This is a genomic window from Vibrio sp. 10N.222.52.C12 (assembly GCF_041474215.1).
GTDB lineage: Bacteria > Pseudomonadota > Gammaproteobacteria > Enterobacterales > Vibrionaceae > Vibrio > Vibrio crassostreae_C.
In genome coordinates this window covers 26,551-47,012 of the sequence record NZ_JBFRTR010000113.1, presented here as the reverse complement: position 1 = coordinate 47,012, position 20,462 = coordinate 26,551, and the positions used below count along the sequence as shown (strand labels likewise).

20 protein-coding genes and 1 other RNA gene are annotated in these 20,462 nt (G+C 43.0%); 14 read left to right on the top strand and 7 right to left on the bottom strand.

Annotated features, from left to right (window positions below):
* Positions 1-634: 634 nt before the first annotated feature.
* The 3 genes from AB4623_RS19500 to AB4623_RS19490 all read left to right on the top strand — a co-directional run bounded on the left by AB4623_RS19500 (position 635) and on the right by AB4623_RS19490 (position 5,286).
* Entirely contained in the window at positions 635-1,711 is a 1,077-nt protein-coding gene (locus AB4623_RS19500) for an efflux RND transporter periplasmic adaptor subunit (protein ID WP_372137633.1), read from the top strand.
* Positions 1,711-4,824 (top strand): vibriobactin export RND transporter permease subunit VexH, encoded by a 3,114-nt coding sequence (gene vexH / locus AB4623_RS19495; protein WP_017062023.1) that lies wholly within the window; start codon positions 1,711-1,713, stop codon positions 4,822-4,824. Before AB4623_RS19500 ends, vexH begins: the two co-directional genes overlap by 1 nt.
* Before the next feature lie 141 nt (positions 4,825-4,965).
* Positions 4,966-5,286, top strand: a complete 321-nt coding sequence (locus tag AB4623_RS19490) for a DUF1244 domain-containing protein (protein ID WP_004736423.1) — start codon at positions 4,966-4,968, stop codon at positions 5,284-5,286.
* Positions 5,287-5,378: 92 nt separating this feature from the next.
* Here AB4623_RS19490 and AB4623_RS19485 read toward each other — a convergent pair whose 3' ends face one another.
* Positions 5,379-6,446, bottom strand: a complete 1,068-nt coding sequence (locus AB4623_RS19485) for a PLP-dependent cysteine synthase family protein (protein ID WP_136978152.1) — start codon at positions 6,444-6,446, stop codon at positions 5,379-5,381.
* Between the two features lie 129 nt (positions 6,447-6,575).
* Between AB4623_RS19485 and AB4623_RS19480 the strand changes: the two genes are divergently transcribed.
* Both AB4623_RS19480 and AB4623_RS19475 read left to right on the top strand, forming a co-directional pair.
* A complete protein-coding gene (locus tag AB4623_RS19480) occupies positions 6,576-7,049 on the top strand; it encodes an Lrp/AsnC family transcriptional regulator (RefSeq protein WP_017062025.1) in 474 nt (157 codons plus the stop codon).
* 89 nt (positions 7,050-7,138) lie between these two features.
* Complete coding sequence (locus tag AB4623_RS19475; protein ID WP_017070264.1) at positions 7,139-7,804, top strand: hypothetical protein; 666 nt, start codon at positions 7,139-7,141, stop codon at positions 7,802-7,804.
* A gap of 133 nt (positions 7,805-7,937) precedes the next feature.
* On the opposite strand, the gene tesB is transcribed toward AB4623_RS19475, so the two are convergent.
* The gene (tesB, locus tag AB4623_RS19470; RefSeq protein ID WP_029235187.1) at positions 7,938-8,798 is read right to left on the bottom strand and encodes an acyl-CoA thioesterase II; all 861 of its coding nucleotides are present in this window, start codon (positions 8,796-8,798) and stop codon (positions 7,938-7,940) included.
* A gap of 168 nt (positions 8,799-8,966) precedes the next feature.
* Between tesB and AB4623_RS19465 the strand changes: the two genes are divergently transcribed.
* Positions 8,967-9,407: a YbaY family lipoprotein gene (locus AB4623_RS19465; protein ID WP_017058951.1), complete on the top strand. Its 441-nt coding sequence runs from the start codon at positions 8,967-8,969 to the stop codon at positions 9,405-9,407.
* Positions 9,408-9,482: 75 nt separating this feature from the next.
* Here AB4623_RS19465 and AB4623_RS19460 read toward each other — a convergent pair whose 3' ends face one another.
* Complete coding sequence (locus AB4623_RS19460; RefSeq protein WP_048609271.1) at positions 9,483-9,785, bottom strand: MGMT family protein; 303 nt, start codon at positions 9,783-9,785, stop codon at positions 9,483-9,485.
* Between the two features lie 227 nt (positions 9,786-10,012).
* On the opposite strand from AB4623_RS19460, the gene AB4623_RS19455 reads away from it, so the two are divergent.
* From AB4623_RS19455 to AB4623_RS19435, 5 genes are all read left to right on the top strand, one after another.
* Positions 10,013-10,756, top strand: a complete 744-nt coding sequence (locus tag AB4623_RS19455) for a hypothetical protein (RefSeq protein ID WP_372147189.1) — start codon at positions 10,013-10,015, stop codon at positions 10,754-10,756.
* Between the two features lie 196 nt (positions 10,757-10,952).
* Positions 10,953-11,049, top strand: an RNA gene (gene ffs, locus AB4623_RS19450) — signal recognition particle sRNA small type.
* Positions 11,050-11,169: 120 nt separating this feature from the next.
* A complete protein-coding gene (locus tag AB4623_RS19445; RefSeq protein WP_102333420.1) occupies positions 11,170-11,793 on the top strand; it encodes a TnsA endonuclease N-terminal domain-containing protein in 624 nt (207 codons plus the stop codon).
* A gap of 2 nt (positions 11,794-11,795) precedes the next feature.
* The gene (locus AB4623_RS19440; protein WP_372050710.1) at positions 11,796-13,673 is read left to right on the top strand and encodes a Mu transposase C-terminal domain-containing protein; all 1,878 of its coding nucleotides are present in this window, start codon (positions 11,796-11,798) and stop codon (positions 13,671-13,673) included.
* 17 nt (positions 13,674-13,690) lie between these two features.
* The gene (locus tag AB4623_RS19435) at positions 13,691-14,740 is read left to right on the top strand and encodes a TniB family NTP-binding protein (RefSeq protein WP_136994845.1); all 1,050 of its coding nucleotides are present in this window, start codon (positions 13,691-13,693) and stop codon (positions 14,738-14,740) included.
* A gap of 22 nt (positions 14,741-14,762) precedes the next feature.
* Here the strand turns inward: AB4623_RS19435 and AB4623_RS19430 are convergent, their stop codons facing one another.
* Positions 14,763-15,068, bottom strand: a complete 306-nt coding sequence (locus tag AB4623_RS19430; protein WP_102333418.1) for a helix-turn-helix domain-containing protein — start codon at positions 15,066-15,068, stop codon at positions 14,763-14,765.
* Positions 15,069-15,169: 101 nt separating this feature from the next.
* On the opposite strand from AB4623_RS19430, the gene AB4623_RS19425 reads away from it, so the two are divergent.
* Together AB4623_RS19425 and AB4623_RS19420 are read left to right on the top strand one after the other, a co-directional pair.
* Complete coding sequence (locus AB4623_RS19425; RefSeq protein ID WP_017064061.1) at positions 15,170-15,715, top strand: hypothetical protein; 546 nt, start codon at positions 15,170-15,172, stop codon at positions 15,713-15,715.
* Positions 15,709-17,091: a DEAD/DEAH box helicase gene (locus tag AB4623_RS19420; protein ID WP_372127725.1), complete on the top strand. Its 1,383-nt coding sequence runs from the start codon at positions 15,709-15,711 to the stop codon at positions 17,089-17,091. Before AB4623_RS19425 ends, AB4623_RS19420 begins: the two co-directional genes overlap by 7 nt.
* On the opposite strand, the gene AB4623_RS19415 is transcribed toward AB4623_RS19420, so the two are convergent.
* From AB4623_RS19415 to AB4623_RS19405, 3 genes are all read right to left on the bottom strand, one after another.
* Complete coding sequence (locus tag AB4623_RS19415) at positions 17,088-17,207, bottom strand: DUF4357 domain-containing protein (protein ID WP_241823911.1); 120 nt, start codon at positions 17,205-17,207, stop codon at positions 17,088-17,090. The two genes, AB4623_RS19420 and AB4623_RS19415, sit on opposite strands and share 4 nt — an antisense overlap.
* Before the next feature lie 344 nt (positions 17,208-17,551).
* On the bottom strand, positions 17,552-18,097 hold the full coding sequence (locus tag AB4623_RS19410; protein WP_372127728.1) for a hypothetical protein: 546 nt from the start codon (positions 18,095-18,097) through the stop codon (positions 17,552-17,554).
* A 112-nt stretch (positions 18,098-18,209) separates the two neighbouring features.
* Positions 18,210-19,925 (bottom strand): ATP-dependent endonuclease, encoded by a 1,716-nt coding sequence (locus AB4623_RS19405; protein ID WP_372127730.1) that lies wholly within the window; start codon positions 19,923-19,925, stop codon positions 18,210-18,212.
* A gap of 311 nt (positions 19,926-20,236) precedes the next feature.
* Here AB4623_RS19405 and AB4623_RS19400 point away from each other — a divergent pair, with 311 nt between their 5' ends.
* Positions 20,237-20,425 carry a hypothetical protein gene (locus tag AB4623_RS19400; RefSeq protein WP_372127732.1) on the top strand — a complete coding sequence of 63 codons (189 nt, stop codon included), beginning with the start codon at positions 20,237-20,239 and terminating at the stop codon, positions 20,423-20,425.
* Positions 20,426-20,462 lie beyond the last annotated feature (37 nt).

The following is a 20,462-nucleotide window of genomic DNA, read 5'->3' as shown; positions in this document are numbered from 1 at the left end:
GATTCGAACCATCGAAGGCGGAGCCGGCAGATTTACAGTCTGCTCCCTTTGGCCACTCGGGAACCCCTCCAGGGTGTTTTTCCTAACTCATAATGGATAGGCTAAAGAGATGTTTTTCCCAACGCATCTCTCAAGTGCGGAGCGCATCATAGCAAACACGTTAAACCTGTAAAGAGTTTTTCTTATGGTTTTGTGTTGAATGCTGCCTTTTTGGGCAAAGATGGCGAAAAGTACGCATATTGCTCGGGAAGTGAACATCTATACTAAGGTTTACGTAGTGATAGGTAACACCTTGAGGTAACTCGCTTTCTACATTGTGTTTGGTTTGTGCAATTCGCCAAGAAACGTAAATGGAATTTAATCTAGATTTACACTTCTTGACGTTACAGCATTCATCAGTTGATAGAATACGGTTAATTTCATTTATAGATATTAATACCAATCGTAGTAAATAACATGTCATCCTAGCCTGTTAAAATGCTCGAGAACAGCGTCAGAAATTTTGATTGTAGAATAACTACTTATCGAAACTATCTGTTGAAAAGAGCTACCTTGTTCTCAAGCCTTTTCCCTACGCTATTTCTGACCACTTACTCACTGTGATTGGTATAAACCTTACTTGCAGACCATTATTATGAAGCATAAATCTGTTTTAACCCTGCTTAGCTTGTCTATTCTTATGGCGTCTCCAGCCGCACTAGCTAAACGCATGGGCCCTAGCACTGTCACTGTTGTTACTGAGCAAGTTGATATTCACCAAGTTAGCCAATCTCTTTCTTTGGTAGGTAAGTTAGAAGCAGAACAATCTGTGATCATTACCTCTGAAGTAGCGGGCAGAGTTGACTCTATCAACATCAAAGCCAATCAAGATGTCACCAAAGGGCAGATGTTGGTTCAATTAGATGACGACAAAGCAAAAGCTGCAGTTGCAGAAGCGCAAGCGTACCTAAAAGACGAGCAACGTAAGCTAGCGGAATTCCAACGCCTAGTGAAACGTAACGCGATCACGCAAACTGAAATTGACGCTCAGAAAACTAATGTAGAGATCGCCAATGCTCGCCTAGCTGCCGCCAATGCCAATCTTAAAGACTTACACATCAGCGCACCTTTCTCTGGCACGGTCGGTTTTATCGACTTTAGTCGCGGAAAAATGGTGACAGCAGGTACTGAGCTTGTGACTTTAGATGATTTGTCTGTGATGCAGTTAGATCTTCAAATTCCTGAGCGTTACCTTTCTAAGCTGTCTAAAGGCATGACAGTGACGGCTCGCACCAGTGCGTGGGGCGAGACTCAGTTCACTGGCACAGTGGTAGGCATTGATTCTCGTATTAATGCTGAAACCTTGAACCTTCGAGTTCGAATCCACTTTGACAACAATAATGATTACCTAAAGCCAGGCATGCTAGTGGCAGCTGATATGGATTTCCCTCCTGTAGAAGCGCCGATTATCCCAGTTCAAGCGCTTGAGTATTCAGGTACGAAGCGTTTCGTTTATGTTATCGACGAAGATAATAAAGCAACTCGTACAGAAGTTTTCCTTGGGGCACGTATCGATAACGAAGTCGTGATCGACAAAGGCATCGAAATTGGCCAGAAGATCGTGGTGCAAGGTATCGTGAACATGCGTGACGGCGTCTTGGTTCAAGAGCTTGCCGTTAATCGCCCAGCTGATGCAGCAAGTGATAAAAAAGCACAAGAAGGCGCTAACTAATGTTGTTATCTGATGTTTCTGTAAAGAGACCAGTAGCGGCCGTCGTATTGAGCCTACTATTGGTTGTGTTTGGTATTGTCTCTTTCAATAAGCTCGCGGTTCGTGAGATGCCAGATATTGAAAGCCCGGTAGTATCGATCAGTACTCGTTATGAGGGTGCGTCTGCCACCATCATTGAAAGCCAAATAACCTCCAACCTTGAAGACCAGTTATCCGGCATCAGTGGTATCGATGAGATCGAATCCACAACGCGTAACGGTATGTCGCGTATCACGATTACTTTTGAGCTTGGTTACGACCTCAATACCGGTGTGAGTGATGTTCGTGATGCTGTAGCTCGTGCGCAGCGTTCATTGCCAGATGAAGCCGACGACCCAATTGTTTATAAGAACAATGGTAGTGGTGAAGCTTCGGTCTACATCAACTTAAGTTCGACGGAGATGGACCGAACGCAGTTAACCGACTACACCGAACGTGTGTTGATTGACCGCTTTAGTTTGATTTCTGGCGTGAGCTCGGTGGATATCTCAGGTGGCTTGTACAAAGTAATGTACGTGAAGCTGAAACCTGCGCAGATGGCGGGTCGTGGCGTTACTACCTCGGACATCACTTCTGCTCTGAACAGTGAGAACATTGAAAGCCCAGGTGGTGAAGTACGTAACGATGCGATTGTGATGTCGGTTCGTACTGCTCGTTCTTACACTGAAGCGGAAGATTTCGAATATCTAGTCGTTAAACGTGCCTCTGATAACACACCTATCTACTTGAAAGACGTAGCGGATGTTTACATTGGCGCAGAAAACGAGAACTCGACCTTTAAGAGTGACGGCGTTGTTAACGTAAGCATGGGTATCGTGCCTCAGTCAGATGCGAACCCACTTGAGGTGGCTGACTTAGTCCATAAAGAAGTCGAAGCAATTCAAAAGTTCTTGCCAGACGGTACTCGTTTAGCTGTCGACTATGACTCAACTGTCTTTATCGACCGCTCAATCTCTGAGGTTTACAGCACGCTCTTTATCACGGGCGGCTTGGTTATCCTTGTGCTTTATATCTTTATTGGTCAAGCACGTGCAACACTTATTCCAGCGGTAACCGTACCTGTATCTCTGATCTCGTCGTTTATTGCCGCGTACTACTTCGGTTTCTCTATCAACCTGATTACCTTGATGGCACTTATCCTGTCGATTGGTTTGGTGGTAGATGATGCGATCGTGGTGGTTGAGAACATTTTCCACCATATTGAACGTGGTGAGTCACCGCTGCTTGCGGCCTATAAAGGTACTCGTGAAGTAGGCTTCGCGGTAATCGCAACAACGCTTGTATTGGTAATGGTATTCCTACCAATCTCGTTCATGGACGGCATGGTTGGCCTATTGTTTACCGAGTTTTCTGTATTGCTTGCGATGTCGGTGATCTTCTCGTCGCTAGTCGCATTAACGCTAACGCCAGTGCTAGGCAGTAAGATCCTTAAAGCGAACGTTAAACCAAACCGTTTCAATTTGTTTGTCGAGCGCGTATTTGGCAAGCTTGAGTCTGGATACCGCGCGGTATTGCGCCGTGCTCTTAACTGGCGTTGGGCCGCTCCAATCATCATTATCGCGTGTATGGGCGGTAGTTATGGCTTGATGCAACAAGTGCCGTCGCAACTGACGCCACAAGAAGACCGTGGTGTTATATTTGCGTTTGTTCGTGGTGCCGATGCAACCAGTTACAACCGTATGTCTGCCAACATGGACATCGTTGAAGAACGCTTAATGCCATTGCTTGGTCAGGGCTTCTTGAAGTCATTCAGTATTCAATCACCAGCGTTTGGTGGTAATGCGGGTGACCAAACGGGCTTCGTAATCATGATCCTAGAAGACTGGGATGAGCGTGACGTTACCGCACAAGAAGCGTTGAACGAAGTTCGTAAATCGTTGAACGGCATTCCAGATGTGCGTGTATTCCCGTTCATGCCGGGCTTCAAAGGTGGTTCAAGTGAGCCTGTTCAATTCGTACTTGGCGGTTCTGATTACTCTGAACTTCAGAAGTGGGCAGAGCTCTTAAAGCAAGCGGCTGAAGATTCTCCAATGATGGAAGGCGCGGACATCGATTACTCTGAGAAAACACCAGAGCTATTGGTAACCGTAGATAAGCAGCGTGCAGCAGAGCTAGGTGTTAGCGTTTCAGACATTTCAGATACGTTAGAAATCATGCTTGGCGGCCGCAGTGAAACGACCTTCGTTGACCGTGGTGAAGAGTACGACGTGTATCTGCGTGGTGATGAAAACAGCTTCAACAACGCGAACGATCTAAGCCAAATCTACATGCGAACTCAGTCTGGTGAGCTGGTTACACTTGATACGCTGACGCACATTGAAGAAGTGGCTTCATCGATTCGTTTGTCGCACTACAACAAGCAGAAATCGGTGACCATTAAAGCGAACCTAATGGAAGGTTACACGCTGGGTGACGCGCTCGATTTCCTTGATGAACAAGCGATTGAACAGCTACCGGGTGATATTTCAGTGAGCTACTCTGGCGAGTCAAAAGACTTTAAAGAGAACCAATCAAGTATCCTAGTGGTGTTTGCGCTAGCGATGCTGGTCGCATACTTGGTACTGGCCGCGCAGTTTGAAAGCTTCATTAACCCGCTGGTGGTGATGTTCACCGTACCTATGGGTATCTTCGGTGGCTTCTTAGGCTTGGTGCTGATGAGTCAAGGGCTCAACGTCTACAGCCAGATTGGTATGATCATGTTGATCGGTATGGTAACCAAAAACGGTATCTTGATCGTAGAGTTTGCTAACCAACTTCGTGACCGTGGTATTGAGTTTGAAAAGGCGATCATTGATGCTTCTGCTCGACGCTTACGTCCAATCATGATGACGGCATTCACGACGCTGGCTGGTGCAATTCCATTGATTACTTCAACGGGCGCAGGCTATGAAAGCCGAGTGGCTGTGGGTACGGTTATCTTCTTCGGTATGGGCTTCGCGACATTGGTTACTCTGTTCGTAATTCCTGCGATGTACCGACTGATTTCAGGATCAACACGCTCTCCGGGTCACGTGGAAGCGGAACTTAATAAAGAGCTTAGCCATGACAACGTGGGAAGAACCAGTCACGGTTAATGAACACGCACGATTAATGAACACGGAATAGTGTAACAATATTGAAAAGCCTGCGTTTGCTCCTAGCGAATTGCAGGCTTTTTTTGTATAACAAACAGAGCTCAACGAATTAATACAATAAATCGAATAAAGGAAAGTAAAGTGGCTGAATTTAAATACAAAGATCTTTCTCAAGAAGAACAAGATAAGCTGGATGCAGCAACCTTTCGTCGCCTGCTAGCACACCTAGATAACAATAAAGATGTGCAGAACATCGATCTGATGATCTTGGCTGGCTTCTGCCGAAACTGTTTCAGTAAATGGTACAAAGCGGAAGCAGAGCAACAAGGCTTAGACTTGGATATCGATGACGCTCGTGAGCGCGTATATGGCATGACTTACGATGAGTGGAAACAAAACCATCAGCCAAAAGCGACGCCTGAACAACTAGCGGCATTTGAAGCGAAGCAGAAGCCAGAGTAATTTGTTCTCGTTGGTGGTTGATTAATAGAATGAATAAACAAAAAGAGCCCATCAAGGCTCTTTTTAGTTTGGAGTCGGTGCTTGCTCTGTATTTAAGCCAACTCACCCGTTTGCGAGAAAGCTTCTAACTTCGCCGCGTACGGCTGTAGGTCACCGATATTCAGATTTACCCACTCGTCATTGAAGTAAGTGTCTAGGTAACGTTCACCGCTATCACATAGCAAAGTCACGATAGAACCTTTTTCGCCACGCGCTTTCATCTCACTGGCTAGCTGAAGTACACCGTACATGTTAGTCCCGGTTGATGCGCCGACCTTGCGACCAAGAATGTCAGATAACCAATGTGTCGTTGCGATACTTGCTGCGTCTGGGATTTTACGCATTTCGTCAACCACACCAGGAATGAAGCTTGGTTCTGCTCGTGGGCGACCAATGCCTTCAATCTTGCTGAATGTACTACATTTCACGTTCGCATTGCCTGTTTGGAAGTATTCGTGGAATACAGAGTTCTCAGGGTCCACAACACAAAGCTTAGTTTCATGTTGTTGGTAGCGAATGAAACGGCCAATCGTCGCTGAAGTACCGCCAGTACCTGGGCTCATTACTACCCAAGCCGGAACTGGGTGATCTTCCATCTGCATTTGATTGAAAATCGAGTTCGCGATGTTGTTGTTACCACGCCAGTCGGTTGCGCGCTCAGCGTAAGTAAATTGATCCATGTAGTGACCATTCAATTCTTCTGCTAAACGGCGAGACTCATCGTAAATTTCATCTGAGCGGTCCACAAGATGCGCTTGGCCGCCGTAGAATTCAATTTGCTCGATCTTTTTCTTCGCTGTGCATTTTGGCATTACCGCGATAAATGGAAGGCCAAGTAGGCGAGCGAAGTAAGCTTCAGACACCGCAGTACTGCCCGATGAAGATTCAATGATCGTGGTTTCTGGGCCAACCCAACCGTTACAGATAGCGTATAAGAAGAGAGAACGCGCTAAACGGTGCTTTAAAGAGCCTGTAGGGTGTGTGCTTTCATCTTTAAGGTAAACATCAATGCCTTCGATACTTGGTAGATCGAGCTTGATAAGGTGCGTATCCGCTGAGCGTTGGTAGTCCGCTTCAATTTTACGAATCGCGTTGTTAATCCATTGATGGTCAGTGCACATAAACGTTCTCCTGATCGAGTGTAGGAATTCTTTGTAATTGGTATGGTTCTAATTTATCTATAATCGGAGAGAAAAACTTTGCCATATTTGCTTTGTTTTGCTTAAATTGTAGAAAATTATTCTCTTTAAATGCGATTTGGTGAAAGTGTGATAGATGCCGTAGATAAAAAAATATTAGGGTTACTGCAAGAAGACAGCACCCTGTCATTGAACGATATTTCTGAAGCGGTCAATCTCACTACAACGCCTTGTTGGAAAAGGCTTAAGCGCCTCGAAGAGAACGGCATTATTGAGAAAAGAGTTGCACTGCTGAACCCGGAAAAACTGGATCTTTCCTTTACTGCGTTCGTATTGGTGAAAACCAGTGATCATTCTCATGAGTGGTATGGTCGTTTTGTGAATACTGTGTCGGAATTTCCAGAAGTGATGGAGTTCTATCGCATGGCTGGCGAATATGATTATATGATGAAGGTTCAGGTTAAAGACATGAAGTGCTTTGATGATTTCTATAAGCGCTTGGTGAATAGCATTGATGGTATCTCTAATGTGACCTCGACGTTTGCGATGGAACCATTGAAGTACACGACAGCATTGCCGCTTTAAGCTGCGCCTAGTAATAGATTAACTATCGCTTTAGTTTAACTATCTTCTCAGTTTAGATCTCGTCTCTGCGATAAAGAAAAGGATTATTCATGTTTGCAAAAGTATCTACCGCTATCCAGCTGGTACTGGCGGTCGCCATTTTTTACTTGGGTTACACCATCTACTCATTGACTAATAAAGTCGGTGAAATCGTTGATACTTACCCGCAAGTTATCGAAGACATATCGGGCCTCACCAAAGGGCTCAAAGTAGAAGAGCTATTAGCGCTTGCAGAACATGTCAGCGATCTTGCTCCTCAGGTGTTAAACACTGTCGAAGAAGTTAGAAAGACGATCGATGATGTGAATCAAACCGTAGCCTCGGTCGACAACAAAATCCCTGCGATATTAGATGAAGTGAAAAATGTTCGAACGGAAGTCGAGCAGGTAAGAACCGATGTTATTCCACCAACATTAACTGAATTAAAGAGATACCGCGTAGACGTAATGCCACCAATGCTCGCTGAAAGTAAGTCTTACCGCGAACAGACTATTCCTGTCATCGTCACGGAATCTGAAATGCTACGAGCGGAAGTCCCAGGTATTTTGGCACAAGCTAATTTGTTAGCTGATAAGAGTAAGGAACTCGCTCAGGGAGCCGCTGAGGGCGCGGTGAAAGGCGTAGTGTTATCGCCATTTAACCTTCTACGAGACGCAGGTGATGGCATTAAAACGCGAGTTCAAGGCGAGTTTGAGCCAACGTTAGAAGTTGAGTAGGTTTTATTGATTTTTGCGTGACGAGTTTTCTTAAGCGTCATTAAAGAAAGAGGCTAGGTATTAAACCTAGCCTCTTTTTGTTTGTGCGTATTTGGGGCTTGTAAGAAGCGTTTATCCGCTATTTATTTGAGTGCTATTTAGTAAAACGCATCACACCTTCTTGTACTGCTGTCGCTACCAGCTCACCTTTCTGGTTGAAGATCTCGCCGCGCACTAGGCCGCGAGTGTTCGCTGCCGTTGGGCTTTCAATCGCATAAAGCAGCCATTCGTCCATTTTGAATGGGCGGTGGAACCAGATTGAGTGGTCAATCGTCGCCACTTGAAAATTTGGCGTCATGATAGAGACTTCATGTGGGTGAAGCGCCGTCACTAAGAATCCCCAATCCGATGCGTAGGCAAGCAGGTATTGGTGGATCAAGTGGTTGTCTGGCATCGCGCCATTCGCTCTTACCCAAAGGTATTGTTTCGCTTCCGTCTTCTTAGGTTTCAGTGGGTTTACCACCGTCACCGGACGCATCTCAATCGGCTTTTCGCCACAGAAGGTTTTGCGCAGTTTCTCTGGTAAGAATTCCGCAATGTGGCTCGCTAATTCAGTTTCTGAGGCAAAGTTCTCTGGTCCCGGAATATCAGGCATTGAAATCTGGTGCTCAAACCCTGGCGCATCGCCATGATAAGAAGCAGTGAGATAGAAAATAGGGCGGCCATTTTGAATCGCTTTTACACGGCGTGTGCTAAAGCTGCGTCCATCTCGTAGGTTCTCAACATCGTAAATGATTGGCTTTTCAGGATCGCCGGGAAACAGAAAATAACTGTGGAACGAGTGAACACTACGGTCGTCTTGAACGGTATAACGAGCAGCAGAAAGCGCTTGTCCCAATACCTGACCGCCGTATACCTGTGGTAGGCCTAGGTTCTCACTTTGCCCACGGAATAAACCTTCTTCCAGTTTTTCTAGCTGAAGTAAACTTAGTAATTCTTGTAAAGGTTGACTCATCGCCAGCATTCCTCTTCGTAAAATGGGTGTCAGATTATGGTGTTAATCATTTAGCTTAGTCAGATATCTGTCAATAAATCATAGGGTTTCAAGACAGAATATGAAAGCTCTCTTATAATTGGTGAGTAGATTTGCCGAGTCCGGCAAACATGTTGAGAGAAATTGAATATGAAAAAGGCTCTAATTCTTATTACGTCTTTAGTATCGTTTGGCCTACTTGTTGGTTGCCAAGCAACATCAGAAACGAGCGCTTCTCAAGAAGTGGTTGCAGAGAACACTCAAGTGATTTCAGGAACAGTAAGCTACCGTGAAAGAATTGCATTGCCAGAGAATGCAGTGGTTACCGTTACGCTAGAAGATATCTCACTGGCTGATGCACCATCGACGGTTATCGCAACTCAAGAGTTCACCACAGACGGTAAGCAAGTACCGTTCGCATTCGAGCTGAGCTACGACAACGACAAAATTAAAGCTAACCACCGTTACAACATGCGCGCATCGATTCATGTTGACGGTAAACTGCGTTTCATAACGGACACGATTAAGTCAGTAATTACTGATGTAGAAAATACACAGCAAGCAGACCTACGTTTGGTTGGTGTTCGTTAATCAGAAGTCGATGCCACTGTTAAGGCATCTTGATTGGCTTAACTTAGCCAGTTGAATCAGCGATTAGTGGCAGCTCTAGGGCTGCCATTTGTATATTCTGAGTTTGATCTTTCCTGCATCACTCACCTCAATCCCTTCTTTAACCAAATGCTGCTTTTGTCGGTCGAACGAATCACCCTTTAAAGAGATTTCACCCTTGCTGTTTATCACTCGATACCAAGGCAGTTTGCTACCTTCTGGCAGGTTACCCAGCGCTTTACCAACATGGCGCGCATAGCCCGGAAATCCTGAAAAACGTGCTATGTCTCCATAAGTTGTTACTTTTCCATATGGAATTTGGTGAATCACAGCAAAGATTTGGCTCAAAAATTGGTCCATACTAAATGTTCCTAGTTCATAAATACCAATCACAGTAAGTAAGTGTTCAAAAATAGCGCAGGGAAAAAGCTTGAGAGCAAGGCCGCTCTTTTTGATAAGAAGTTTTGATAAGTAGTTATTCTACAATCAAAAAATCTAACGAGGTTATCGAGTTTTTTAACAAGCTAGGGTGACCAGTTAATTACTACGATTGGTATGGTACCACGGATCGGTAGAAGGAGAGGGCTATGGTATTTACAACGTTTCAGTTCTTGATCACCACATTATTAGCGGTTGTTTGCGCGAGAGCAATCAGTTTAAGTGAGGGAGATATCCCGGTGCTTGCAATGGTAATTCCTGCTTTATGGATTTTACCGCAGGGGGGCATAGCAGGATTAGCTTTGCTTGTTTCCATGACCACTTATGGTCTAACCCTTCCTTTGCAGCCTATCACGCTGTCTGTCAGTGCGTGGGTACTATTCCCGTTATTGATGGTGGTCTTCTCAAGACGCAGTAGTTTGTCGGTCGTGATTATTTCCGGCTTGATTGTGACTACTTTGCAGGTCGGGATCATGGTGACACAATCAGCAGGCAAGCTTGAAGGTGTCCCGTGGGTTACCACACTTCAAACCTTATCAATCATCGTGATTTGGTGGGCGGCAAATCATCTTAAGCCTGCCAGCCGACACAGCTGGTGGTCATTAGGCTTAATACTTCCATTATGGATAGCCGATTTACGTTATGCCGCTTTGGTTGCCTTGTGTGTAACGGGCATCATGGCATCGATGGAAACGCTGACGCGCTTGAAAACCTTCCGCTGGAATAAACTACTGTGTTGGACACTGCCAACGGTCGGTTTTGCGGCTCTGGTGATTACTCCAAGCATCGAAGTACCGAGCCCAGTCTTTGTGGTGTGGTTGTGTCTATTAGGTACCGCGTGGATGACAGACTACATCATTCGCACAGAAGATAACGAAGACATCGATATCTAGTACTCCAGCAATCCAAACCTTCCAAATGCAGGTAAATGGTGAATTTACCTGCGATTTTCTAATGGTTTGAATAAAGGATAAGCACTTAGACCGCAATTGTTCAAAAATAGGGTGGAAGGGCTTGCAATGGTTGCTGTGATGCTTAATAATCCAATCACTCTTTGAGGCAAGCCTCTTAGAAAACGAATCTATGGGGGCCTGGTCCTCCCGCAACAATAGCTCGTGAACTCGGTCAGGCCTGGAAGGGAGCAGCCGCAGCGAGTGACTTGTGTGCCGGGATGTGGCTGGGTTCCCACCCTTTATGATGTTTGCAAACTAAGTTAGCATAAATTGCAAAGAAGTTAGCAAATTTGCACTATAAGTCAGCATAGTCTATTTTTTGTTGTAGGTTTACAACAAAAGTGATGCGCACTATGTTCGACCAAACCAAAAAATCCTCTCACGTTCACAACATCTGCAAGTTCATGAGCTTGAAAAATGATGCTGTTGTTCGCACTCTCTCTGTTTTAGAGTTCGATTTTTGTTTCCATCTCGAATATAACCCTGATGTTAAAGGGTACATATCTCAACCACACGGTTTTTATTACTACTTTAATGGTCGCAAGTGTCGTTATACGCCAGATTTTTTAGCCGATAATCATAACGACCAATCTACTCTTATTGAGATTAAGCACTCAAGCCAGATTTTAAAACCAGACTTCAGGCTCCGATTTGCTGAAAAACAGCGAGTAGCACTAGAAGAACAAGGAAAACGCCTTGTTTTAGTGACAGAGAAACAAATTCGTATTGACCCAATATTTAGTAACTTAAAGCTGTTACATCGTTACTCTGGTTTGCATACCATCACTAAAGCGCAAAAGTCTGTTCTCGGATTTATACAACGTAGACAGAAAGTACAATTACGCGAAATCTCCGACCACTTAGGACTGTCTGAGCATGAAACTCTGATATCAACACTCTGTTGGCTATCGTCAGGGAGAGTTAATACTGATATTAGAAGCTCTGATTTTGGTTTGAATAGCTACGTTTGGTGTTAGGTATGACGTCAGATTTTGATGACGTTTTTGGTTTCATTGATGAAATGGAAGCTTCTGCCAACGAAGCGGAATTAGTAACCCAAATACCGAGTGATTTATTTGAAGAAGATAAATCGTATCTCCCTTCCATTGATACCTATCCTGTAAAAACTCAACAAGAAGTATTACGACGTCTTAAAGTCATTCAATTTACTGAAAAACGTCTAAAAGGTGGGTGGACAGAAAAAAATCTTGTACCGATTTTAAATCAGGTTGAACAAGAGCTAGGGCTATCTCCACCGAGTTGGCGAGTTCTTGCCGGCTGGAAGAAAATGTATTTTGAATCAGGGAGAGCCGTTCTTTCGCTCATTCCTAAACACGCCCAAAAAGGAAATAGAACCGTTCATGCAGATTCACAGTCGCTCATTGATGAAGCGATTGAAAAAAAATACCTGACTAAAGAGCGTTTAAGCGTTGCAGAGGCTTACCGCTATTACAAAAGCCGAGTAATTAAAGCCAATCAAGAAATAGTCGAAGGCAAAATCAAGCGAATTAGCCAAAGAGCATTTTATGACAGAGTGAATAGTTTACCACCCTATGATGTTGCAGTGGAAAGGTATGGAAAGCGATATGCAGATAGAGAGTTTCGTTCTGTAGGCCAGCAAATAGAGGCGACGAAACCGATGGAGTACGTTGAAATTGACCATACTCCAGTCCCTGTCATACTGATTGATGATGAATTGGATATTCCATTAGGTCGCCCATATCTAACCATGCTCTATGACAGGTTTAGTAAGTGCATCGTCGGCTTCAGCGTTAACTTTAGAGAGCCTAGTTTTGATTCCGTCAGAAAAGCATTATTAAGTACTTTGCTAGACAAGCGCTGGGTAAGCGAAAAATATCCCTCAATAACAAATGATTGGCCATGTCATGGAAAAATAGACTATCTGGTCGTTGATAATGGTGCCGAGTTTTGGAGTGATAGCCTAGAGGACTCTTTGAGACCTTTGGTGTCGGATATTCAATACAGCCAAGCTGCCAAACCGTGGAGAAAGACCGGTATAGAAAAGTTATTTGATCAACTAAACAAGGGGTTGGTTAACGCTCTGCCTGGAAAAACATTCACAAATCCCACTCAGCTTAAAGATTACGATCCTAAAAAAGAGTCTGCCGTTAGAGTTTCTGTATTTATGGAGTTAATACATAAATGGGTTATCGACCGCTATCACATGGACTCTGATAGTCGAGAAAGGAATGTTCCTTATCATAAGTGGAATGAATCGAAATGGCTTCCAAATTTCTACCAAGGACAAGCTGCGGCCGAGTTACGTATTGAGTTGGGGTTGTTAAGGCACCGGACGATAGGGATCGCTGGGATAAGGTTGCACAATTTATGCTATCAATCGGATGAGCTCATAGAGTATCGAAAATACAATTCGGTTAATTCACAAGGGAAACTCTTCGTCAGGACAAAAACCGATCCGTCGGACATAAGCGCTATCTACGTTTTTCTTGAATCAGAAAAGAAATACATAAAAGTCCCAGCGGTTGATAACAGTGGGTATACCAATGGACTTTCGTTGTTCGAACATGAGCGAATTCAAAGAGTGCGCAGGTTGAATACCCGAAGCCTCGTCAATGAAGAGTCTTTAGCCGATACCTATCTCTATATGGAAGCTCTTATTGAAGGGGAAGCTGAGAGAATGCGTAGTTCTAAAAACAAAAAGCTCACCCAACCTAAAACAGGGAACACTTCTAAGATTGCAAAATACAGAGATGTTGGCACGGAAGGACCTGGCTCAATCGTTAGAAAAAATGAAAGCAGTAATTCAGCATTAAACGTTGTTAGTACTCAACTATCATTGGACGATGATGATCTTGAAGAGATAGAGGGCTACTAATCGTGAATTTTACTTCCATGCAGTGTGAACAATTGAAAGCCTACGATAATTGTTTTATTGAGTACCCCGAAATTACGGAGATCTATTCGATATTTGACCAACTTCGCTTTAATCAATTACTAGGCGGTGAACCTGAGTCATTCCTATTAACAGGCGAATCGGGAAGTGGAAAAACCGCTTTAATCAATAACTACCTTTCACGCTTCAATACAGGAACGAGTTGGTCCAAGCAAACAGTCCTAAGTACCCGAATTCCTAGTCGAGTAAATGAACAAAATACTCTGACTCAATTTCTCGTTGATCTGGACTCAAAATCAGGAGGACGTTCAGTACGAAAGAGAAATGAAATTGCACTTGCTGAAGGAGTGGTAACTCAGTTAAAACGTAAATCTGTCGAGCTCATTATTGTTAATGAGATTCAAGAGCTTGTGGAGTTTTCGACTGCGGATGAAAGACAAACCATCGCTAATACATTTAAATATATCAGTGAGGAAGCCGGTGTATCCTTTGTATTGGTTGGAATGCCTTATGCTGATGTTATCGCGAAGGAGCCGCAGTGGAACTCTCGATTGAGTTGGCGCAGAGAAATCAATTATTTTAAATTGCTTCAGGTTGAAAGTGACGCGAAAAATACCAACACTCAATACAGTATTGATGCTAAACAAAAGAAACACTTTGCTAGATTTGTGGCTGGACTAGCCTCTAGAATGGGCTACGAGCCAACGCCAATACTGACTAAGAATGAAATTCTATATCCCTTGTTTTCAATGTGTCGTGGAGAGTGTCGAAGGCTCAAGCACTTTTTGAAAGATGCCATGATAATGAGCTTTAAAGAGAACAAAAGTACGTTGAACAAAGAAGTACTATCTAGGACATTTATACTGAAATTCCCCTATTTGGAGAACCCATTTGAATGTTCATTAGAACAGGTGATGTTAGAGCAAATAGATAAAGGTTCAGCGTACAATATGAGAGCGATTACAGCAGAGGATAGGATTCTCGCCCCCCGATTTACAGATGCATTACCGCTGAGTACGTTGCTAAGTACAAGTAGCCTGAAAGTATAAAACTGCGATGTTGATAACCAAATCATTGAGACGCTAGTTTTTCCAGCAACACCGCCTTCTCTTCATCACTCATTTTATCAATGGCGCACGCTAGCTCAGCGCTCAATTCGCTCCTACAGAAAAAGTAGTTTAGCGGCACATCTAACTCTTCAGCCATACGTTCAAGCGTACCAATATCAGGTACATGCCTGCCTTTCTCGTAATGATTCATACGACCGCTAGCAGAACTCTGCTCCATACCAATTTTCACCCCTAAATCTTTTTGGGTGATCTTGGCTTTTTTACGCGCAGCTTTGAGCCTCGCAGGGATGGGGTTGTCTTTTTGCACTTACACATTTCTTTTCAACCTTTAGATAACTTAGATTGTCTAAGTTTTACTGATTTTTGTATACTTAGCAATCCTAAGTTTTTATTGCCTGTAAGAGTCACATGAAGAAAGTAACCAGAATTAACCCTCACATGTTTAACCTATTGATTGAGAAAGGGATGGATAATTTCTCCGTCACAGACGCTAGGGATGCTTTGCTAAACAGTGCTTCAACCTTCTCGAGTAAGGACGACGCTCGAAAGTATGTTTATAAGCAACTTCTATCTTTTGAGGAGAAAGGCTGGCTTTCTGTTATTGGGGTTCGCAGAGACAAACGCTACCATCAAACTAACGAATTCAAAGCGCTCACAATTGAGCCTAGATCGGGTCGAAATAGGAAAGCTAAGGTCGACTCAACGGATATTCAAATTCCAGAGTGCTCTCTAAATGCACTAGAGCGAGAGAAGAAACAGCATGAAGGTGAGCTGGCGATTACTCTAGGCGAGATTGAGGAATACCAATCGTTGTTAGCGCGTTTCCCAAACAACAAGCAAGATATGCAGCCGCTATTTAATGCAGCAAGAGAACGCTCAGCCAAGCTATTAGGCAGAATTAATGCACTAACCAACTGGATGCAAGTCGCCCAAAGTAAGGCTCCTCAATGTTAAGAGCATGGCAAGCCGAGTGTGCAGATCAAGCTGTCGAGAAATTCACTTCAAACAAGCATTCACACTTCTTCTGCCAAGCGACTCCTGGAGCGGGTAAAACCGTTATGGCCGCCGAGGTTGCGAGTCGGTTATTTGAAATAGGCATGATTGACTTAGTGCTGTGCTTCTCGCCCTCTCTGACTGTTGCTGAAGGGATGCAAAAGACCTTTTCATGGAAGCTCGAATGTTCCTTTAATGGAGGTTTGGGTTCTCTTGGAGGCTCTTACACCTACCAATCAATCCGTTTTTTGGATGAAAACTTTTGGTACACCGTCAGCAAATATCGAGTTTTAGTCATATTTGATGAGATCCACCATTGTTCGTTTGATGACGAGGGGCGGTCAAATTCATGGGGGCTAGAAATTGTTTCTAAGATCCAAGGCTTTGCTCGTTACACTCTGGCGCTGTCGGGCACGCCTTGGCGTTCTGACCGACTACCGATCGTCATGGCTGAGTATTCCGACCCTGATGGTAAGGTTGTTTGCGATTATCAATACGGCTTGCAACAGGCAGTTGAAGATAAGGTATGCCGCCGCCCTAAAATCGTTTTAATCGATAATGAACACCTGAGCGTTAAGGCTGGCAGTGACAATCAACACTTCGCCTCTATTCTTGATTGCCTTAAACAATCCGATGTCTCTTACCAAAGCGTCATTCACAACGAAGACGCTATGAATTACATACTAAATAGCGGTTGCCAAAAGTTAGAGCAGATAAGGCAAGAGTCCCCAAGTGCTGGAGGCTTGGTGGTCGCCTCTTCTATTAAGCACGCTAAAGACATTCAAAAGCGACTTGTTGAGCACTTTAATCAATCAGCATGCATAGTGACTTATCATCACGATAATCCGTTAAATGAAATTGAATCTTTTCGTCATTCAAGCGTTCAGTGGATAGTCAGTGTTGGGATGATAAGTGAAGGAACGGATATTCCAAGGCTGCAGGTTTGCTGTCATATGAGTTCGGTAAAAACGGAGCTTTACTTTAGACAAGTCCTTGGAAGGATATTGAGAGTTAATGATTCACCCAATCAAGAAGCCTGGTTGTATACCTTTGCCGAAGAAAGTTTGATTGGGTTTGCTGAAAGAATTGAGCAGGATATTCCTGATAGCTGCATGTACATTAAACAAGATAACAACGTACCGAGTGGTGTTGATGAAATACGCCTGCAGTCAAGCACTGTATCGGAAAGCGTTCAATCTAATCGACCCCAACCAAGCTTACTTAGTTGGGGAGAAACTTCAGATATGATGAATTCAAATAATGCAGGGTTCACTTTAGCATTTGATGAACTGAGGTTAGGCCAATTTAAACAGCGAGTGATCGCTGCATTTATCTAAATAGATTCCGCTTCAATCTCTTTCAGTGTTTTGCCTGTAGCACTTCTCCAGTAATCGGGTCCGCTGTAAGGGTAACCAAGTAGTACTGCGGCGGCTTGAGATGCTCTCGGCTCCAATAATTTTTGCCCTAGATAATCAATAACATTACCGCTCGGTGATCACAGACATAGTAGACACGTTTGCAACAAACTTTTGGACAAAAATCAGTTTCGGAAAATCGAACATTAGCAAACCATGAATAAATACAGATATGGCAAATAGCAAAACTGACGTGTAGGACGCACCGAATGATGTGTCGAAACCTCTGCCTTACGAAGGCCGCATTCGCCTTGAGAAAAGCATCAAGGCTGCCATCTTTCTAGAACACATCGCACAATTTATTTATATAGGGGCTCGGGCGTGTTCAACACTTAGGAATTAATGCTGGCTGCGCAAAGCTAATCCCCCTGCTTATTTGTTATCACTGTTGTTTTGTGTTGCTTCTTGGTTTACAGTGCATCTCTGGTATTGTACCAAGGGGGTCACTACTCCCAATAAGTAATCTAAAGTCATTTTTACCATTTTCAATTAGGAATTCAGGCGAAATAGGTAGCCCGTTAAAATCCTCAATAGCAGCCCAAAGTAATTCCTCGGCTTCTACCGCAAAATCAGTCTCAATATCTAAGTCATCTGATGCAGCCAGCTGTTTCCCCTTACCAGCATGTTTTAAAGAATTATAAGCTTGTTTATTGAACCTCATTGTTCCGCTAAATACATCTTTCCGTTCTTGTGGGCTGAGTTCACGACCCAAGCCATATTCTCGTATTCGTATAACTGTCTCAGCGGACTTTTCATGGGCAGTTTGCTTTTGGTTTTCAGAAAGCAACGGGTTAGTAATACCTATAGATGCCCCAGCTAATAGTATTGACTGGATGTAATCTAAGTCACTTGTTGCCGTCTTAAATTTATTTATTGCTTCTTCTAGCATATCTGCGGCAATGAGTCGTTTATCGTATTTTTTTTCCATATTTGTCCTTGTAGTTATCAAAGCTATCAACTGCCTAAATCATTGTGCCGTATACACTAAAGCAGATTCCAACTGAAAATACCAAGCGTCGAGAATTCCTCTCAAACGCTTGTTAGCAGCTTGATGCAATCGCAGTGACAAGCTTTTTAATACGTTTATAAGAGTTTGGTAAATTTTGATTACTAAGCTCTCGAAGTGTATCGAGCATTTTATCTAATTTTTTTGCAGCCTTGTTCCTTTCTTCAAGGATAAACTGCCTATTGCTTTGCTGATCTGTAAGACTCAACAGTTCAGACATTCTCTCGACAGCTTTATCCGAGCATAATAAGTCCATTTCTAAATTGTATTTCATACAAACTAGGTTGTTTTTTTCGAATACGTCTAGCGCTTTACTGTGGTTTGACTTCATGCAATTTAGGATTGTGTCTCTGTCACTTTTAGCTGGTATCAACTCTTTTAAGATAATTCCAGATTTATACTCGTATCGATACTTGGGTAGCCCCTGACCATCTCTACTAAGATTAAGCTCATCGTTCAGGTAAGGGATGAAATAGTCTTTGTCAAGAATTGCCAAGTAGGGTATTTCTAGTTTTTTCACTATATGGAATGGATAAGATAGATTCCTTACCCCGTCAATATTAATCAAGCTAATCCCATATAGGTCTAAGTCAATTCCTGCACGTTCAGCAAGAACCTTAACAACCTCGGCATCATTTTTACTTTCCACGAAAATCACATGATTCGCATAGAAAAAATCACTATTCCGATATAAGTGAAACTGATAGTACTTGAACTCTTCTAAGTCATAGTCTTCAAAAAAAGTCGAAGGCAATTTAAGTAATCTTGATTTAAATCCCCTCGTGGAATCGGGCACTTTCCGTACTAATGCAATATTCAAGTGATCAATATTGTCAATTAGAACTGTAGAATGTGTGGTAAGAATTACTTGAGCCACATCATCATCATCTGATGATCGGCTAATGGAGTTAATAAGTTCACGCTGAGCTTGTGGGTGTAAATTAGTTTCAGGTTCTTCCAAACCAAGTATGATATTTTGGTGTCTAAGATTTGCTAGAACTCTATGAAGAGCGATAATAGTTAGACTTTGCAATCCTGTACCACAGTCGTCTAAATAATGATCAAGCCCTAATTCATCGATGTGCATCTCAATGCCATTCAAGAATGACATAAAATTCGAATTCTGATTAAAACTTAGAGAAAAATTAAATGTATGCCGAAGCGAATAGTAACCTTCAACTTCTTTGGCGATTCTCTTTAAAGCACCATTTTCAAGATACTCAGCTGCTTTTCTGAATTTTGGAGTTAGTGTGTCTCTTTTGTGTGTCTCTGCTTTAAGATATTCTTCAACTAAGTTTTTAATTAGTGCGTTTTCTTCCCACTTCAGCTGATCAGGGTTTCTATTTGGTGGGATATATATAAACGCTATATTTTCTTTTATCTGTTGGATTAGCTCGTCAGGTGCAGAAATAAACTTGCCTTCACTACGATATTTGTAAGATATCCTTCGATTTGAAGACGAATAGGTTTGCTGGACTTCAAGAACATCACCATCTCTGTAAGGTTCAAACTTATCTCCGAGGCTTCCAAAAGTTACTGCAATTTTGGGGATGGACTTAGTGGTATACGCATGCTTTCCTTGAATGTATGAGTGCTCTTCACTCTCAGGGTTAAAAAATGCATTTAACGCACGAATCACTGCAGATTTACCACTATTATTTTGTCCTACTACAGCATTAATATCGCTGAAACACATCGAACATTGATCGATTGACCTAAATTTCTTTATATCAATTTTTGTAATTTTCAAATTCCATACATCCTTGCTGTGAAGTAGTTGTGGTTGCTAACGCTTATTAGACGACAAATTGTCGCTTTTCATCCTTCGGTGGTGCAGTCATTTTCATATTAACTCAACTGATAATCAATAAGTTATACCATATGAAGTGAAGTTAGACTGCAAGATGTCTCCTAATGACGTGAGGGAACGGTTATCAAATCATCAATAACTATAGACATGAGAAAGGTTGCTTAGCTGAGTGTCTGATTGGTGTAGATCAGCCATCGTTGCCCACAAGTTAATGTAGAATGTTTTGGGCATTGTGAAGTAACGGATTTATTATGGACTACAACGAGCTTGAAGCCTTTTCTCAAAAAGCAGATGAGTATCTGTTATCAGGTAAGGTTGAAGAATTAACGGTTTATTTAGAGCAATATGCAGATAAAGAGCACGAGTTTGAATCTGTATGCATATTTCGGAGCATTCCGATCAGTCATTTCGGGATTATCCGATCACCCATTTCGGTTTAAACCGATCACTGATTCCGCGATTATCCGATCACTTTTA

Excerpts from the sequence above, each read along its gene's own strand:
- AB4623_RS19500 (WP_372137633.1), top strand. The coding sequence starts at position 635 with ATGAAGCATAAATCTGTTTTAACCCTGCTTAGCTTGTCTATTCTTATG.
- vexH (WP_017062023.1), top strand. The coding sequence starts at position 1,711 with ATGTTGTTATCTGATGTTTCTGTAAAGAGACCAGTAGCGGCCGTCGTA.
- AB4623_RS19485 (WP_136978152.1), bottom strand. The coding sequence starts at position 6,446 with ATGTGCACTGACCATCAATGGATTAACAACGCGATTCGTAAAATTGAA.
- AB4623_RS19480 (WP_017062025.1), top strand. The coding sequence starts at position 6,576 with ATGCGATTTGGTGAAAGTGTGATAGATGCCGTAGATAAAAAAATATTA.
- AB4623_RS19475 (WP_017070264.1), top strand. The coding sequence starts at position 7,139 with ATGTTTGCAAAAGTATCTACCGCTATCCAGCTGGTACTGGCGGTCGCC.
- tesB (WP_029235187.1), bottom strand. The coding sequence starts at position 8,798 with ATGAGTCAACCTTTACAAGAATTACTAAGTTTACTTCAGCTAGAAAAA.
- AB4623_RS19465 (WP_017058951.1), top strand. The coding sequence starts at position 8,967 with ATGAAAAAGGCTCTAATTCTTATTACGTCTTTAGTATCGTTTGGCCTA.
- AB4623_RS19460 (WP_048609271.1), bottom strand. The coding sequence starts at position 9,785 with ATGGACCAATTTTTGAGCCAAATCTTTGCTGTGATTCACCAAATTCCA.
- AB4623_RS19455 (WP_372147189.1), top strand. The coding sequence starts at position 10,013 with ATGGTATTTACAACGTTTCAGTTCTTGATCACCACATTATTAGCGGTT.
- AB4623_RS19445 (WP_102333420.1), top strand. The coding sequence starts at position 11,170 with ATGTTCGACCAAACCAAAAAATCCTCTCACGTTCACAACATCTGCAAG.
- AB4623_RS19440 (WP_372050710.1), top strand. The coding sequence starts at position 11,796 with ATGACGTCAGATTTTGATGACGTTTTTGGTTTCATTGATGAAATGGAA.
- AB4623_RS19435 (WP_136994845.1), top strand. The coding sequence starts at position 13,691 with ATGCAGTGTGAACAATTGAAAGCCTACGATAATTGTTTTATTGAGTAC.
- AB4623_RS19425 (WP_017064061.1), top strand. The coding sequence starts at position 15,170 with ATGAAGAAAGTAACCAGAATTAACCCTCACATGTTTAACCTATTGATT.
- AB4623_RS19420 (WP_372127725.1), top strand. The coding sequence starts at position 15,709 with ATGTTAAGAGCATGGCAAGCCGAGTGTGCAGATCAAGCTGTCGAGAAA.
- AB4623_RS19410 (WP_372127728.1), bottom strand. The coding sequence starts at position 18,097 with ATGGAAAAAAAATACGATAAACGACTCATTGCCGCAGATATGCTAGAA.
- AB4623_RS19400 (WP_372127732.1), top strand. The coding sequence starts at position 20,237 with ATGGACTACAACGAGCTTGAAGCCTTTTCTCAAAAAGCAGATGAGTAT.